The sequence below is a fragment of the Pseudolabrys sp. genome, assembly GCF_035943735.1.
In the GTDB taxonomy this organism is placed as follows: Bacteria; Pseudomonadota; Alphaproteobacteria; order Rhizobiales; family Xanthobacteraceae; genus Pseudolabrys.
The window spans coordinates 194,914-208,686 of sequence record NZ_DASZBV010000026.1 but is presented as its reverse complement, the minus strand read 5'-3'; the positions used below and the strand labels follow the sequence as shown (position 1 = coordinate 208,686).

Below are 13,773 nucleotides of genomic sequence, written 5' to 3'. Positions count from 1 at the left end.
GGCCCCGTCGCTGCCCGGAAGTACGGCCCAAAGGGTCTTCAAGAACGCCGCAAGTGGAGCGCCGGGAGGCGCCTCGTCCCGATCGCAAGGGATGAGGAGACGCCTCGCAAGCGTCTCATCGGGCGGCTTCGCCAGCCGCTCGGGGAGCCTCGCAAGCTCCCGCGTTTCCCGGCGCTCCGCTCCCCTTAAGGGAGCGAAGAATTGGACTTCGGACTGCGGCGTACCCGGCGCCGATCAAAGAATACGGGCGATGAGTCATGCCTGGCGCGAGGCGGGGCTGTTTGACAACAGAATCGGAGCGAGACGCGGATAGGAGAGGCCCTACGACATCGCCTCGAGCTCTTCGTCGCTCAAATGCCCGGGCACGATGGCGACGGTGATCGGAAACGTGCCGGAGCTCTTGGCGACGCTGGTCACCAGCGGACCGGGGCCTTCTTTCCCCGAGTCGGCGGCGAGGACGAGGATGCCGATGTCGTCGTCCTGCTCGATGACCTTGAGCATCTCTTCCGCCGGCACGCCCTCGCGGATGACGCGCTCGGGTTCCAGCTTGGCGACCTCGTGGATGCGCTTGGCGTATTTCTTCAGCACCGCCTTGGCGGCGTCTTCCTGCTCCGCCTTCATGATGTCGGCGACGCCGAGCCATTGCTGATTGCGGTCGACGGCTTCGATGACGCGCAGCATGACGATCTGCGAGTGCGTGCGCGCGGCGCGGTTCGCCGCCCAGTAGACGGCGCGATCGCACTCCTCGGTGTCGTCGATGACGACGAGATACTTGCGCTTGTGGCCGGCTTCGTTGCTGCGGCGCCTTTTCATCCTCGCCCCTGTCGCCCGCGCGGGGCAGACCGCGCAGGGCAAAGGGTGGCACGGACGCCGCCGCGCTTACAAGCGGGGCTACCGCCGCACGAAACCGACGATGTCCTTGACCGCCTTCATGGTCTCGGCGGCGATGGCGTTCGCGCGCTCCGAGCCGTCGGCGAGGATGCCGTCGATATAGACGGGATCCTTCACCAGCTTCTTCATCTCGGCGCCGATCGGGCCGAGCTTGGCGACCGAGAGGTCGACCAGCGCCGACTTGAAGGTCGAGAACTGCGCGCCGCCGAACTCGCCGAGCACCGTCGCCTTGCTGGTGTTGTTGAGCGCGGCGTAGATGCCGACCAGATTGTCGGCCTCGGGACGCGTCTCCAGCCCCTTCTCCTCGCTCGGCAGCGGCTCCGGATCGGTCTTCGCCTTGCGGACCTTCTGCGCGATCGCGTCGGCGTCGTCGGTGAGGTTGATGCGCGAATAGTCCGACGGATCGGATTTGGACATCTTCTTGGCGCCGTCGCGCAGGCTCATCACGCGCGTCGCCGGACCCTGAATGAGCGGCTCCGGCAGCGGGAAGAACGCGTCGCCATAGCCGTGCGCCGCGATCGACGCGCCGAAGTCGTTGTTGAACTTGGTGGCGATGTCGCGGGTGAGCTCGACGTGCTGCTTCTGGTCCTCGCCGACCGGCACATGCGTCGCGCGGTAGACGAGGATGTCGGCGGCCATCAGCGCCGGATAGTCATAGAGGCCGACCGAGACGTTCTCGCGGTCCTTGCCGACCTTCTCCTTGAACTGGGTCATGCGGTTGAGCCAGCCGAGGCGGGCGACGCAGTTGCAGATCCAGGCAAGCTCGGCATGGCCGGCGACCTGGCTCTGATTGAAGACGATGTGCTTCGTCGGATCGATGCCGCAGGCGAGGTAGGCGGCGGTCACCTCGCGCGTCGCATGCATGAGCTCGGCCGGGTCCTGCCAGACGGTGATGGCGTGCATGTCGACGACGCAGTAGATGCAGTCGTACTGGTCCTGCAGCGCCACGAACTTCGTGATCGCGCCGAGGTAGTTGCCGAGGTGCAGGTTGCCGGTCGGCTGCACACCGGAAAACACGCGCTCTTTGAACGCCATAACCGTCGTCTCCACGCTATGGCGAGCCACATCGCATGATGGCGTTTGCCTTGCAAGAGGCCGTGGGCAGACCGCGATCTTGCGCCCGGTCGGGATATCAAAGACGGTGTCGCGTCGCTATAAGGACGGCCGAACGGACGGTACAAGCGGGCCGCCCGGTGACAAATGAGCTTACCATGAGCAAAGACGAACTGATCATCCAACTGATCAAAGTGGCGCTCGGCATTCTGATCGGCGGATACTTCCTGTGGTGGAGCCTCGAAGTGCTGCAAAGGCTGCCGCCGCCACATTGAGCCCGGCTTGAAGGCGCGGGCGCGGTCGATATAGTGCCGCGCGCTTTCAGCGCCTCGCGCCCCGCAAAAGGACCTTCCATGACCGCTTCCCGCTACGACGTGCTCGGCATCGGCAACGCCATCGTCGACGTCATCGCCCGCGCCGAGGACGACTTCCTGGTCGCGCAGGGTATGCACAAGGGCGCGATGGCGCTGATCGACGAGGCAAGGGCCAAGGCGATCTACGACGCGATGGGCCCGGCGATGGAATCCTCGGGTGGCTCGGCCGCCAACACGATCGCCGGCGTGGCGAGCTTCGGCGCGCGCGCGGCCTTCGTGGGCAAGGTCAGGGACGACGAGCTCGGCAAGGCTTTCGCCCACGACATCCGCTCGATCAATGTCGCGTTCGATACCAAGCCGGCAAGCGACGGTGCCTCGACCGCGCGCTGCTACATCATGGTGACGCCGGACGGCGAGCGCACCATGAACACCTATCTCGGCGCGGCGCAGGACCTGCGGCCCTCCGACATCGATGAGGCGCAGATCGCGGCGGCGGAAGTCGTCTATCTCGAGGGCTATTTGTGGGATCCGCCGCAGGCGAAAGAGGCCTTCATCAAGGCCTCGCAGATCGCGCACAAGAACGGCCGCCGCGTCGCGCTGACGCTGTCCGACGCCTTCTGCGTCGACCGCTATCGCGGCGAATTTCTCGATCTCATCCGCAAGGGCACGGTCGACATCGTCTTCGCCAACGAGCACGAACTGCGCAGCCTGTATGAGACTGCCGACTTCGCGGTCGCCAGCATGGCGCTGCAGAAGGACGCCAGGCTCGCCGTGGTCACGCGCAGCGAGAAGGGCTGCGTCGTCATCGACAAGGACGCGATGACGGCGGTTCCGGCGGCGCCGGTGGAGAAGGTGGCGGACGTCACGGGCGCCGGCGACCTGTTCGCCGCCGGCTTCCTGGTCGGGCTTGCCCGCGGCAAGGACCACAAGACCGCGGCGCGCCTCGGCGGCCTCGCGGCGGCGGAGGTCATCCAGCACATCGGCGCCCGGCCGGCGGTGTCGCTGAAGGCGCTGGCGGCGGAGAACGGCCTCGCGGTGTGAAGACGCCGGGCCAGTGGCCGAGGCGGTGCGCGAAAGAGCGTCGCGGCCCCGTTTGGTAACCAGTTGGTAACCCGAAGCTGGTTACCGCTTGGTGAACACCAGGACGGGGGACAGGCCAATGGCCGACCGCGACGACACCCACAAAGCCACCAACGAACAATCGGCCGGTGACACGCCGGCCGTGAAGGCCGAGGCGCTGCCTTCGGTCGACTCGCCGTCGATCTCGCCGGCGAAAGCCGACGAGCCGGTCGTCGAAGAGCCCATCATCGAATCGCCCATCGCCCCGGCCGCACCGGCGCGGCCGCTGCGGCTGATGCTGCGCCGCCGGCGCATGGCGCTGCTCGCCGCCTCGGTGACCGTCGCCGCCGTCCTTGGGGCGGTGGTCGGCGCCGTCGCGACCGTCTCGCTGTCCGGCACGCACGAACAAACCGCCGGCCTGCAGCAGCAGAAGGTGATGCAGCAGACGATCGCGCGTCTCGGCAACGAACTCTCGACGCTGAAGACCAGCCTCGACGCCGCCAGCAAGTCGGCGCATGCGCAGACCGCGCAGTTGTCCAAACTGAGCGAAGCGCTTCACGAAAAACTCGCCGCCAACACCAAGGCCAACGCGGCGCTGGCCCGCGCCGGCGCCGAGGTGACCGGCTCGATCTCCGCGCCGCATACGATGGCGCCGCAAGCGCAGGCCCTCGAGCCGACGCCGCTGCCGCAACCGCGTCCGCAGCAGATCGCCGCGCTCCAGAGCCAGCCGCGTCCGCTGGTCGTGTCGGACTGGCACGTGCGCGGCGCGGCGCGCGGCGCCTTGCTGGTCGAGGGCCACGGCGATGTCTACGAGGTCGTGCCCGGAGCGCAATTGCCCGGGCTGGGCCGCGTCGAATCGATCCGCCGCGTTGACGGCCGCTGGATCGTCGAGACCCCGAAGGGGCTGATCGTCTCGGCGGTGCGCGCGCGGCCGTATTTCGACTAGCCGCGCAACTCTCCGTGAGGGGAGTGGCGCCGCAGGCGTGAGCCGTGTCAGATTCGCCTCGCCGGTCGTATGCGGGGTGACTCATGCTCGGCGTTTCCTTGAAGTCCCTGGCCGCGGTGCTGCTGCTGGCTGCCGCGGCGACGCAGGCTTCGGCGCAGGGCGCCGCACCGACGCCGGCCAAGCCGGAGATGACCGAGGTCAATTGTCCCGGCCTGGTCGCTGAACGCTCGCCGGTCTTTCAATCCGCAGCCTTCCGCCTCGCCGCGCTGGAGCACGACCAGTTGCGGCTGACCTATGTCGGCCATGCCACCTTCCTGATCGAAACGCCGCAGTCGGTGCGCATTGCCACCGACTACAACGATTGGGTGAGGCCGCCGGTGCTGCCCGACATCGTGACGATGAACCACGCGCATTCGTCGCACTACACGCTGCACCCCGATCCGGGTATCAAATACGTGCTGCACGGCTGGGCCGAGGACGAGAAGCCGGCGCGCATCGACATGACCTACAAGGACGTGCGCGTGCGCAATGTGCCGACCAATATCCGCACCTTCGATGGCGGCACCGAGCGGCACGGCAATTCCATCTTCATCTTCGAGGCGGCGAATCTGTGCATCGCCCATCTCGGCCACCTGCATCACACGCTGACGCAGCAGCAGCTCAACGAGATCGGCAAGATCGATGCCGTCATGGTGCCGGTCGACGGCAACTACACGCTCGATCTCGAGGGCATGATGGAGGTGCTGAAGTCGCTGAAGGCGCCGCTGATGATCCCGATGCACTACTTCAGCAGCTACACGCTGGAGCGTTTCCTCACCCGTGCGCGCGCCGAGTGGGACGTGCAGTTCGCCGAGGTGCCGACGGTGGTCGTCTCCAAGGCGACGCTGCCGGCCAAGCCGACGGTACTGGTTCTGCCGGGACATTGACATTCGTCAGGCGAACGCCTGACTCGGCCGTCTCGTTTGCGCCAAATCAAACGAGGCGCGGCGCTTGCCGGATATTCTGAAATAGCGATTGACGGCCGGGAACGAATAACTGCTTGTCGCGTTTGTGCAGGACGTCATTCAAGGAACAGTCGAGGTTCGTATGCAGACCTGGAGCGTTTGGAAGCGTTTTCCCGATGCGGAGACCGGCGCCAGCATCGAAGCGCCGAATGGCCCGGGTGTCTATGAAGTCCGTCACACGCTGACCGGCCGTGTGGTCGCGTTCGGGCATGCGGCGAGCGTCGCCAATGCCCTGACCGAACTCAAGCTCAACGGTGGCGTCGGCGCCTTCGCGCGCCTCTTCCGCCGCCCGGCTTTGGTCTCGCGCGTGTCCGACCTCGAATACCGCACCTGCGCCGCATCGACGCGCGCCGAAGCGCGCACCACCGCGCAGCGCTTGCTCGGGCTGCGGCAGAACGCCTGGCGCCGCCGCATCGATACCGGCTGGGCGGCGCGGCAGGCTGGCTAAATCGATTTTCACGGGTTCAAAGCTCGGTGGCCGGCCCCGCGCCGGCCGCTTTGTTTTTGCGCGTTCGTCACAAATTGGTAATGTCGCCCGTCCCGGACGCGTGAGACACCGCCAATGCCCTATGCGACGACCTCCGACAACGTGAAGCTCTATTTCGAGGAGGTCGGGCAAGGTACGGCCATCCTGTTCGTGCACGAGTTCGCCTCCGACTGGCGCGGCTGGGAGCCGCAGCTGCGCGAATTCGGCAAGCGCCACCGCTGCATCACCTACTCCGCGCGCGGTTACACGCCCTCCGACGTGCCGGCCGACGCCGGCGCCTACACCTACGAGCACGTGATGCGCGACGCGGTCGCCGTGCTCGACCATCTGAAGATCGACAAGGCGCATCTCATCGGTCTGTCGATGGGCGGCTACACCTCGCTGCAGGTCGCGCTCAATCACCCAGAGCGCGTCCACTCGATGGTGCTGGCCGGCACCGGCTCCGGCAGCGAGCGCTGGTACACGGCCGACTTCCACAAGCATTCGCAGGCGCTCGGCGACACGTTCGAGCGCGACGGCGCGGCGGCGGTGGCGAAGACCTACGGCATGGGCGCGAGCCGCGTGCCCTTCCTGCTCAAAGATCCGCGCGGCTTCGCCGAATTCACGCAGCGCCTGGCCGAGCATGACGCGAAAGGCTCGGCCAATACCTCGCGCGGCTTCCAGGGCGGGCGGCCGTCGCTCTACGATTTCGAAGGCCGCATCCGCAGGCTGGAGACGCCGGCACTGATCGTCGTCGGCGACGAGGACGACCGCTGCATCGAGCCGAGCCTGTTCCTCAAGCAGACGCTGCCCGCCGCGGGACTGGTGATGTTTCCCAAGAGCGGCCACGTGGTGAACCTGGAAGAGCCGGACCTGTTCAATAGCGTCGTCGGCGAATTCCTCGCGCGCGTCGAGGCCGGCCGCTGGGCGGTGCGCGATCCGCGCACGAAGTCCGCCGAGGGAGTCATCCCGATGCGGGGGTGAGTGTGGGCCGTGCATGGAACCTGCGGCCCATTCTGCTCGTTCTCAGGGCGACCGAGGGATCGTGCCATGCTGAAATGGGCTTTCATCTTCCTGATCATCGCCATCATCGCCGGCATTTTCGGCTTCACCGGCGTCGAACAGGCGTCGGCCACCATCGCGCAGTGGCTGTTCGGCATCTTCCTCGTGCTGTTCTTGGGCGCGTTGGCGATCGGGCTTTGGCTCGGCCACAAACTTGTCTCCTGACCCGCTGCCCGTCGCGGTAGCAGGTCGCGCGTTGGGCGTTGCCCACCGTTGAGGCGCGCCACATAAACGCGGCGAAAACCCTCCGCCGGACGATGCATTGCGACGGCGGGGAATCGCCGCTATGGGAGTGCGCGCGCCGAACGCGCATACCCAGAGTCCGCGAATGACCGCCAAACTGCTCGATGGCAAAGCCATCGCCCGTGACATCCGCGACAAGATCAAGGTGCGGGTCGCCGCCTTGCGCGCGCGCACCGGCGTGCAGCCGTCGCTGGCGATGATCCTCGTCGGGCAGAATCCGGCGTCGCGGCTCTACGTGCGCAACAAGGTCAAGGCCTGCGCCGAGGTGGGTATCCGCTCGACGCTGCATGAATTTCCCGCCGATATCGACGCCGCTGCGGTGATCGCGCGCATCGAGGCGCTCAACTGCGATCCGGAGGTGCACGGCATCCTGGTGCAACTGCCGCTGCCCGCCCATCACGACATCCACGCCGTGCTGCGCACCATCGCGGTCGAGAAGGACGTCGACGGCTTCCATCTCTACAATGTCGGTGGGCTGGTACTCGGCGAGACGGTGTTTCCGCCCTGCACGCCGTACGGCGTCATGAAGCTTCTCGATTCCGCCGGCATCGACGTCGCCGGCAAGAACGTCACCATCGTCGGCGCCAGCAACATCGTCGGCAAGCCGATGGCGCTGATGTTGCTGCGGCACGAGGCGACCGTGGCCATCTGCCACGTGCGCACGCGGGACCTCGCCCAATACACGATCCTCGCGGACATTCTCATCGTCGCCGCCGGCGTGCCTAACCTGATCATCCCGCAAATGGTGAAGACCGGCGCGGTGGTCATCGACGTCGGCATCAACCGCCTGCCGGACGGCAGACTGGTCGGCGACATCGACTTCGAGGGTATCCGCAAGAAGGCGGCTTACGTCACGCCGGTGCCCGGCGGTGTCGGCCCGATGACGGTGACGATGCTGCTCGAGAACACGCTCGTGGCCGCGGAGCGCTCGGTCGCGCCGTCGCGTACCGAAACGCTTACTGCCGCAGCAAAGTAGGGCGCTCGATACCCTCGTTTCAATCGACAGCGTCGCCCCAGTCGAGGCGCTTGGCCGCGCGGTAAGCGTCCTTGTCGCCGCGCGCGATGCGGCGCTGCGCCGGCGTCTCGGGCGTGCAGAGCGTCAGCATGACGGCGCTCTTGTCGACTTTCGGCGTCGCCAGGATGCGATGGCCGCGCGCGAGGTTGCCGAAGTCCTTGCCGGCGACGAGATACGCGAACTTCTCGTCCTCGAACGGCACGTCGGCCTCCTTGGCCGCGAGATGGTCGCGCGAGCGCGGCAGCCGCGCATTGAAATGGCACCAGCGCTCGGTCGTTGCGAGCGGACAGCGGCCTTCGTGCGAGCAGGGCGCGATGATCTGAGCGCCGCGCGCGATCAGCGCGTCGCGGCAGGCGAGGATCCGTTTGAAGCCGTCCCGCGTGCCGGGCTCGACGATGACCAGCAGGCGCTCGCTCAGGCTCCACAGCCGCTCCAGCGTGCCGGTAAGCGCGCCGCTGGCGAGCTCGGCGAAGACGTAACTCGCCATCACGACGTCGGCGCTTGTCGCGGCGCCGAGCGCGTGCGCGAGCGTGTCGCGCATCGCCGCCATCGCGAGATGCGACGTCGACCGACTGAAGGCGGCCGCGAGCGCCAGCAGATGCGGATTGGCGTCGATCAGTGTGGCCTGCTGCAGCGTCGGCCATGCGTCGATCGCCGCCCATGAAGCGGTGCCGGGGCCGGCGCCGACATCGAGCAGGGAGCGTGGCGCGAAGTCGGGGACGATCCCGGCCGTTTGCGTGAGTGCCGCGCGCACGGCCGCGTAGGTCGCTGGCATGCGCACCACCGCGTAGGCGAGGGCATCGAATTCCGAGCGGATGACGTCGCTGCCGCCGCCGGCGCGATATCGTTCGGAGATGCGTTGCGCGCTGGCGCGCAGATCCGTGCGCGAAATGTTTTCGAGCTTCGCCTGCAGCGCACCGCTCAGCCAGCCCGGCAAGCCGGCCATTCGCCTCTAGCCCCACATGCGGCGCAGCTTGCCGCGCACGTCGGCACTGCCGGCAGCCGGCTTTGCTGCGCCTCGCTCGGCCGCTGCCGGCGGCCAGGCGCACACCTCGAACAGCTTCAGGATCGCCGGCGGGATGAAGCGCGTGCGTTGCGCGTAGACATGGCGATCGCCGAGGCCGCGCTGCTGATGGACGAAGAAGCGCTGCGGCACCATGAGGTGTAGCTGATCCTTGGCGCGGGTCATGGCGACGTAAAGGAGCCGGCGCTCCTCCTCGATCTCCGGCGGCGTGCGCACCGACAGGTCGGACGGGATGCAGCCATCGACGGTGTTGAGCACGAACACCGCTTTCCATTCTTGCCCCTTGGCCGAATGGATCGTCGACAGGATCAGATAGTCCTCGTCCAGCAGCGGCGGTCCGGCCTCGTCGCTGGTCGCGTCCGGCGGATCGAGCTTCATCTCGGTCAGGAAGCGCTCGCGGCTTTGATAGCTGGCGGCGATCTGCGTCAGTTGCGCGAGATCGGCCTGCCGCAGCACGGCGTCGTCATAGGCGTGATCGAGATGCGGCGCGTACCAGCGGCAGATCGTCTCCAGCTCCGCCGGCCAGCCGGCCTCGTTGCGGCGCACGGCCTCGATCGTATCGGCGAAATCCGGCCACGCTTCCGCGGCGGCCGCCGGCGCGTTGAAATCGCGCAATCCGCCCGTGGCGAGATGATCGAGGATGCGCGCGGCGGTGGCCGGGCCGATGCCGGGCATGAGCTGCAGCACGCGGAAACCGGCGACGCGGTCGCGCGGGTTCTGCGCCCAGTGCAGGAAAGCGAGCACGTCCTTGATGTGCGCCGCTTCGAGGAACTTGAGGCCGCCGAACTTCACGAATGGAATGTTGCGGCGGGTGAGCTCGACCTCGAGCGCGCCCGAATGGCTCGAGGTGCGGAACAGCACGGCCTGCGCCTTCAGCGCGATGCCGGCTTCGCGGTTCTCCAAAATCTTTTCGACCACATACCCAACCTGCGCCGGATCGTCGGCAACATTGATGATCTGCGGCTTCTCCGCCGACTGCCGGTGCGACCACAAATTCTTGGTGAAGCGCTCGGCGGCCAGGCCGATGACCGCGTTGGACGCGGCGAGGATCGGCTGTGTCGAGCGGTAGTTGCGCTCGAGCGTGACCACCGTCGCCTTTGGCCGGAAGTGCGCCGGGAAATCGAGGATGTTGCGCACGGTCGCAGCGCGGAAGGAATAGATCGACTGCGCATCGTCGCCGACCACGGTGAGGCCGCGGCCGTCCGGCTTGAGCGCGAACAGGATGCGCGCCTGCAGCCGGTTGGTGTCCTGATATTCGTCGACCAGCACGTGATCGAAGCGCTCGCCGACATGTGCGGCGATGTCGCGTTCCGCCAGCATCATCGCCCAGCACAGCAGCAGGTCGTCGTAGTCGAGCACGTTCTGCCGCTGCTTGGCCTCGACATAGGCGGCGAACATCTGCCGCAATTCGTCGTGCCATTCCGCGCACCAGGGGAAAAAGAAATTGAGGATGTCGGCGAGCTCCGCTTCCGCGTTGACGACGCGCGAATAGATGGCGAGGCAGGTGCCCTTGAGCGGAAAGCGCTTCTCGAGCTTGGAGAAGCCGAGCTCGTGCCGCACCAAATTCATCAGATCGGCGGAGTCCGCGCGGTCGTGAATGGAGAAGTTCGGCTCGAAGCCGATCTGCGGCGCGTATTCGCGCAACAGCCGCGCGCCGACGGCGTGGAAGGTGCCGGCCCAGCTGAGCGCATCGGCCATCGCTCGCGCCTGCGGGCCGAGCACCGCCGCGCCGATGCGCTCGACGCGGCGGCGCATCTCGGCCGCGGCCCGGCGCGAGAAGGTCAGCAGCAGGATGCGGCGCGGATCGGCGCCCTGCGCGACGAGATGCGCGACGCGATGCGCGAGGGTGTTGGTCTTGCCGGACCCAGCGCCGGCGATGATCAGGAGCGGCGGATAGCCGTCGCCGGCGCCGTACTCGACGGCGCGGCGCTGGTCGGGATTGAGCTCGGCGGCAAGGCTCTGGGCGGTCACGTGGCGGACTTGGGGCTCGGGCGAATCAGGATCGACCCAGCATAGCCCGCTTTGCGGAGAGGAAGCGGCGGCGGGATGGCGCCGCCGCCGGAACCGCTACACGTCCACGCTCGCCGAAAGCGCGTTGTTCTGGATGAACAGGCGGCGCGGCTCGACCTCGTCGCCCATCAATTCGGCGAACAGATTTTCCGCCTCGTCGACTTCCTTCACGCGCACCTGCAGCAGCGAACGCGCATTGGTGTCGAGCGTCGTCTCCCAGAGCTGCTCCGGGTTCATCTCGCCCAGCCCTTTGTAGCGTTGCATCGAAACGCCCTTGCGGCCCGCACCGGTGATGGCCTCGAACAGGCCGACCGGCCCGTAGATCGCCCAAGTCTCGTCTTTGCGCCGCAGCGAGGCCGGTTTCTCGTAGACCTTCTGCAGTGACACCGCGTATTCGTCGAGCTTGCGCGCATCGGCGGAGCCGAGCAACGCATGATCAATAATGGCGACGCTTTTGACGCCGCGAACTGTCCGCGAGAATGCAAACCCGGTTTCCTCGCTGAACTCGCCTTCCCAGCCGCGTTCGGTCTCTTCGGCCAGCACGTTAAGCCGCTTGGCAATAAAAGGCGCAGCGGCTTTGGCCTTCTGAGCGTCGCCAAAAATATCGGAATTGAGTACGCCGAGGATCGCGGCCTGCTCGACGACCTGACGGCTGTAGCGACTGTGCAGCCCGGAGAGGATATTCCGAATAGTACGGGCTTCCTCGACAAGCGTTTGCAGATCGCCACCGGCGCGTTCTTCGCCGGAAGCAAGCCGCAGCACGGCCTCCTCGACCCCGGTGGAGATCAGGTAGTCCTCCAGCGCGCGCTCGTCCTTGAGATACTGCTCGGACTTGCCGCGGTTGACCTTATAGAGCGGCGGCTGCGCGATGTAGATGTGGCCGCGTTTGATCAGCTCTTCCATCTGCCGGAAGAAAAAGGTCAGCAGCAGCGTGCGAATGTGGGAGCCGTCCACGTCCGCGTCCGTCATGATGATGATCTTGTGATAGCGCAACTTGTCGGGATTGAACTCGTCGCGCCCGATGCCGGTGCCGAGCGCCGTGATCAGCGTGCCGATCTCCTGGCTCGACAGCATCTTGTCGAAGCGCGCGCGCTCGACGTTCAGAATCTTGCCCCGAAGCGGCAAGACGGCCTGGAATTCACGGTTGCGGCCCTGCTTGGCGGAGCCGCCGGCCGAGTCGCCCTCGACGATGAACAGTTCGGACTTCGCCGGATCGCGCTCCTGGCAGTCGGCGAGTTTGCCGGGCAGCGAGGAGACGTCGAGCGCGCCTTTGCGGCGCGTCAGCTCGCGCGCCTTGCGCGCCGCTTCGCGGGCGGCGGCGGCCTCGACGACCTTGCCGACGATGACCCTGGCTTCCGACGGATGAGTCTCGAACCAGTCCGAAAGCGTCTGGTTGACGACGTTCTCGACCACCGGCCGCACTTCCGAGGACACCAGCTTGTCCTTGGTCTGCGACGAGAACTTCGGATCCGGCACTTTCACCGAGAGCACGGCGGTCAGGCCCTCGCGGCAGTCGTCGCCGGTGAGCGCCACCTTCTCCTTCTTCGAGGAGCCCTGCGTCTCGGCGTACTGGGTGATCTGCCGCGTCAGCGCGCCGCGGAAGCCGGCGAGATGCGTGCCGCCGTCGCGCTGCGGGATGTTGTTGGTGAAGCAGAGCACGCTCTCGTGATAGCCGTCGTTCCACCACAGCGCGCATTCGACGGTGATGCCATCGCGGTCGGCCTTGAGCATGATCGGCGCCGGAATAAGCGGCGTCTTGCTGCGATCGAGGAATTTCACGAAAGCCTCAACGCCGCCCTCGTAGCGCATCTCTTCGCGCTTCTCGACCGCGTGACGCTTGTCGGACAGCACGATGGTGACGCCGGAATTCAGGAACGCGAGTTCGCGCAGGCGATGCTCGAGCGTGGCGAAATCGAACTCGACCATCGTGAAGGTTGCAGGCGAGGGCAGGAAGCTCACTTCCGTGCCGCGCTTGCCGCCCGAGGGGCCGACTTCCTTGAGCGGCGCAACCGTCACGCCGTCGTGAAACTCTACGAAATGCTCCTTGCCGTCGCGCCAGATCCGCAACTTGAGCCAGGTCGACAGCGCGTTGACGACGGAGACGCCGACTCCATGCAATCCGCCGGATACCTTGTAGGAATTCTGGTCGAACTTGCCGCCCGCGTGCAGCTGCGTCATCACCACTTCGGGTGTCGACACGCCTTCGGAATGCATCCCGGTCGGGATGCCGCGACCGTTGTCGTACACCGTACATGATCCGTCCGGATTGAGCGTGACGTCCACTTGCGTGGCGTGGCCGGCGAGCGCCTCGTCGATCGCGTTGTCGACGGCCTCGTAGACCATGTGGTGCAGGCCGGAGCCGTCGTCGGTGTCGCCGATGTACATGCCCGGACGCTTGCGCACGGCGTCGAGGCCCTTGAGGACCTTGATCGACTCGGCGCCATAGTCGGATTCGGATTGAAGATTGCGGGCCGGTTCAGCCATCTGCGGACGCTCTCGGAAAGCCGCGACAGTGAGTCGGGCAAGTGAATTTGTGTGACACGATTTTGGGTGCGCGTACAGAGCAAAGTCTATGCCGCTAATATGTTGATCCGGAAAGGCTTTTTCAAGGTTTGCGGACCCCGTCAAAGCGCGGTTTTGGAGCCGTCGAAAAGACCCCTTTTGGCGTGTTGGTGAGCCCCGGTTG

The 13,773-nt window shown here is 66.4% G+C and carries 12 protein-coding genes; 7 read left to right on the top strand and 5 right to left on the bottom strand.

The window, feature by feature from the left end:
- Positions 1-321: 321 nt before the first annotated feature.
- Positions 322-813 (bottom strand): universal stress protein, encoded by a 492-nt coding sequence (locus VGV41_RS20450; RefSeq protein WP_326865948.1) that lies wholly within the window; start codon positions 811-813, stop codon positions 322-324.
- 78 nt (positions 814-891) lie between these two features.
- The gene (gene trpS / locus VGV41_RS20445) at positions 892-1,926 is read right to left on the bottom strand and encodes a tryptophan--tRNA ligase (RefSeq protein WP_326865945.1); all 1,035 of its coding nucleotides are present in this window, start codon (positions 1,924-1,926) and stop codon (positions 892-894) included.
- Between the two features lie 371 nt (positions 1,927-2,297).
- Between trpS and VGV41_RS20440 the strand changes: the two genes are divergently transcribed.
- The 7 genes from VGV41_RS20440 (at position 2,298) to folD (ending at position 8,014) form a co-directional block, all read left to right on the top strand.
- Positions 2,298-3,299 (top strand): adenosine kinase, encoded by a 1,002-nt coding sequence (locus VGV41_RS20440; protein ID WP_326865944.1) that lies wholly within the window; start codon positions 2,298-2,300, stop codon positions 3,297-3,299.
- A gap of 118 nt (positions 3,300-3,417) precedes the next feature.
- The gene (locus VGV41_RS20435) at positions 3,418-4,263 is read left to right on the top strand and encodes a hypothetical protein (RefSeq protein ID WP_326865943.1); all 846 of its coding nucleotides are present in this window, start codon (positions 3,418-3,420) and stop codon (positions 4,261-4,263) included.
- 83 nt (positions 4,264-4,346) lie between these two features.
- Complete coding sequence (locus VGV41_RS20430) at positions 4,347-5,189, top strand: MBL fold metallo-hydrolase (RefSeq protein WP_326865941.1); 843 nt, start codon at positions 4,347-4,349, stop codon at positions 5,187-5,189.
- A gap of 160 nt (positions 5,190-5,349) precedes the next feature.
- Entirely contained in the window at positions 5,350-5,715 is a 366-nt protein-coding gene (locus VGV41_RS20425) for a hypothetical protein (RefSeq protein WP_326865939.1), read from the top strand.
- Between the two features lie 114 nt (positions 5,716-5,829).
- The gene (locus VGV41_RS20420) at positions 5,830-6,717 is read left to right on the top strand and encodes an alpha/beta fold hydrolase (RefSeq protein ID WP_326865938.1); all 888 of its coding nucleotides are present in this window, start codon (positions 5,830-5,832) and stop codon (positions 6,715-6,717) included.
- Positions 6,718-6,783: 66 nt separating this feature from the next.
- Positions 6,784-6,960, top strand: a complete 177-nt coding sequence (locus VGV41_RS20415) for a DUF1328 family protein (protein ID WP_326865937.1) — start codon at positions 6,784-6,786, stop codon at positions 6,958-6,960.
- A gap of 163 nt (positions 6,961-7,123) precedes the next feature.
- Positions 7,124-8,014: a bifunctional methylenetetrahydrofolate dehydrogenase/methenyltetrahydrofolate cyclohydrolase FolD gene (gene folD, locus VGV41_RS20410; RefSeq protein WP_326865935.1), complete on the top strand. Its 891-nt coding sequence runs from the start codon at positions 7,124-7,126 to the stop codon at positions 8,012-8,014.
- A 19-nt stretch (positions 8,015-8,033) separates the two neighbouring features.
- Here folD and VGV41_RS20405 read toward each other — a convergent pair whose 3' ends face one another.
- The 3 genes from VGV41_RS20405 to gyrB all read right to left on the bottom strand — a co-directional run bounded on the left by VGV41_RS20405 (position 8,034) and on the right by gyrB (position 13,571).
- The gene (locus VGV41_RS20405) at positions 8,034-8,999 is read right to left on the bottom strand and encodes a small ribosomal subunit Rsm22 family protein (protein ID WP_326865934.1); all 966 of its coding nucleotides are present in this window, start codon (positions 8,997-8,999) and stop codon (positions 8,034-8,036) included.
- Positions 9,000-9,005: 6 nt separating this feature from the next.
- Positions 9,006-11,048 (bottom strand): ATP-dependent helicase, encoded by a 2,043-nt coding sequence (locus tag VGV41_RS20400; protein WP_326865933.1) that lies wholly within the window; start codon positions 11,046-11,048, stop codon positions 9,006-9,008.
- Positions 11,049-11,144: 96 nt separating this feature from the next.
- Positions 11,145-13,571 (bottom strand): DNA topoisomerase (ATP-hydrolyzing) subunit B, encoded by a 2,427-nt coding sequence (gene gyrB / locus VGV41_RS20395; protein ID WP_326865931.1) that lies wholly within the window; start codon positions 13,569-13,571, stop codon positions 11,145-11,147.
- Positions 13,572-13,773 lie beyond the last annotated feature (202 nt).

What these genes read in the sequence shown, in the direction of transcription:
- VGV41_RS20450 (WP_326865948.1), bottom strand. Translation starts at nt 813, where the DNA reads ATGAAAAGGCGCCGCAGCAACGAAGCCGGCCACAAGCGCAAGTATCTC.
- trpS (WP_326865945.1), bottom strand. Translation starts at nt 1,926, where the DNA reads ATGGCGTTCAAAGAGCGCGTGTTTTCCGGTGTGCAGCCGACCGGCAAC.
- VGV41_RS20440 (WP_326865944.1), top strand. Translation starts at nt 2,298, where the DNA reads ATGACCGCTTCCCGCTACGACGTGCTCGGCATCGGCAACGCCATCGTC.
- VGV41_RS20435 (WP_326865943.1), top strand. Translation starts at nt 3,418, where the DNA reads ATGGCCGACCGCGACGACACCCACAAAGCCACCAACGAACAATCGGCC.
- VGV41_RS20430 (WP_326865941.1), top strand. Translation starts at nt 4,347, where the DNA reads ATGCTCGGCGTTTCCTTGAAGTCCCTGGCCGCGGTGCTGCTGCTGGCT.
- VGV41_RS20425 (WP_326865939.1), top strand. Translation starts at nt 5,350, where the DNA reads ATGCAGACCTGGAGCGTTTGGAAGCGTTTTCCCGATGCGGAGACCGGC.
- VGV41_RS20420 (WP_326865938.1), top strand. Translation starts at nt 5,830, where the DNA reads ATGCCCTATGCGACGACCTCCGACAACGTGAAGCTCTATTTCGAGGAG.
- VGV41_RS20415 (WP_326865937.1), top strand. Translation starts at nt 6,784, where the DNA reads ATGCTGAAATGGGCTTTCATCTTCCTGATCATCGCCATCATCGCCGGC.
- folD (WP_326865935.1), top strand. Translation starts at nt 7,124, where the DNA reads ATGACCGCCAAACTGCTCGATGGCAAAGCCATCGCCCGTGACATCCGC.
- VGV41_RS20405 (WP_326865934.1), bottom strand. Translation starts at nt 8,999, where the DNA reads ATGGCCGGCTTGCCGGGCTGGCTGAGCGGTGCGCTGCAGGCGAAGCTC.
- gyrB (WP_326865931.1), bottom strand. Translation starts at nt 13,571, where the DNA reads ATGGCTGAACCGGCCCGCAATCTTCAATCCGAATCCGACTATGGCGCC.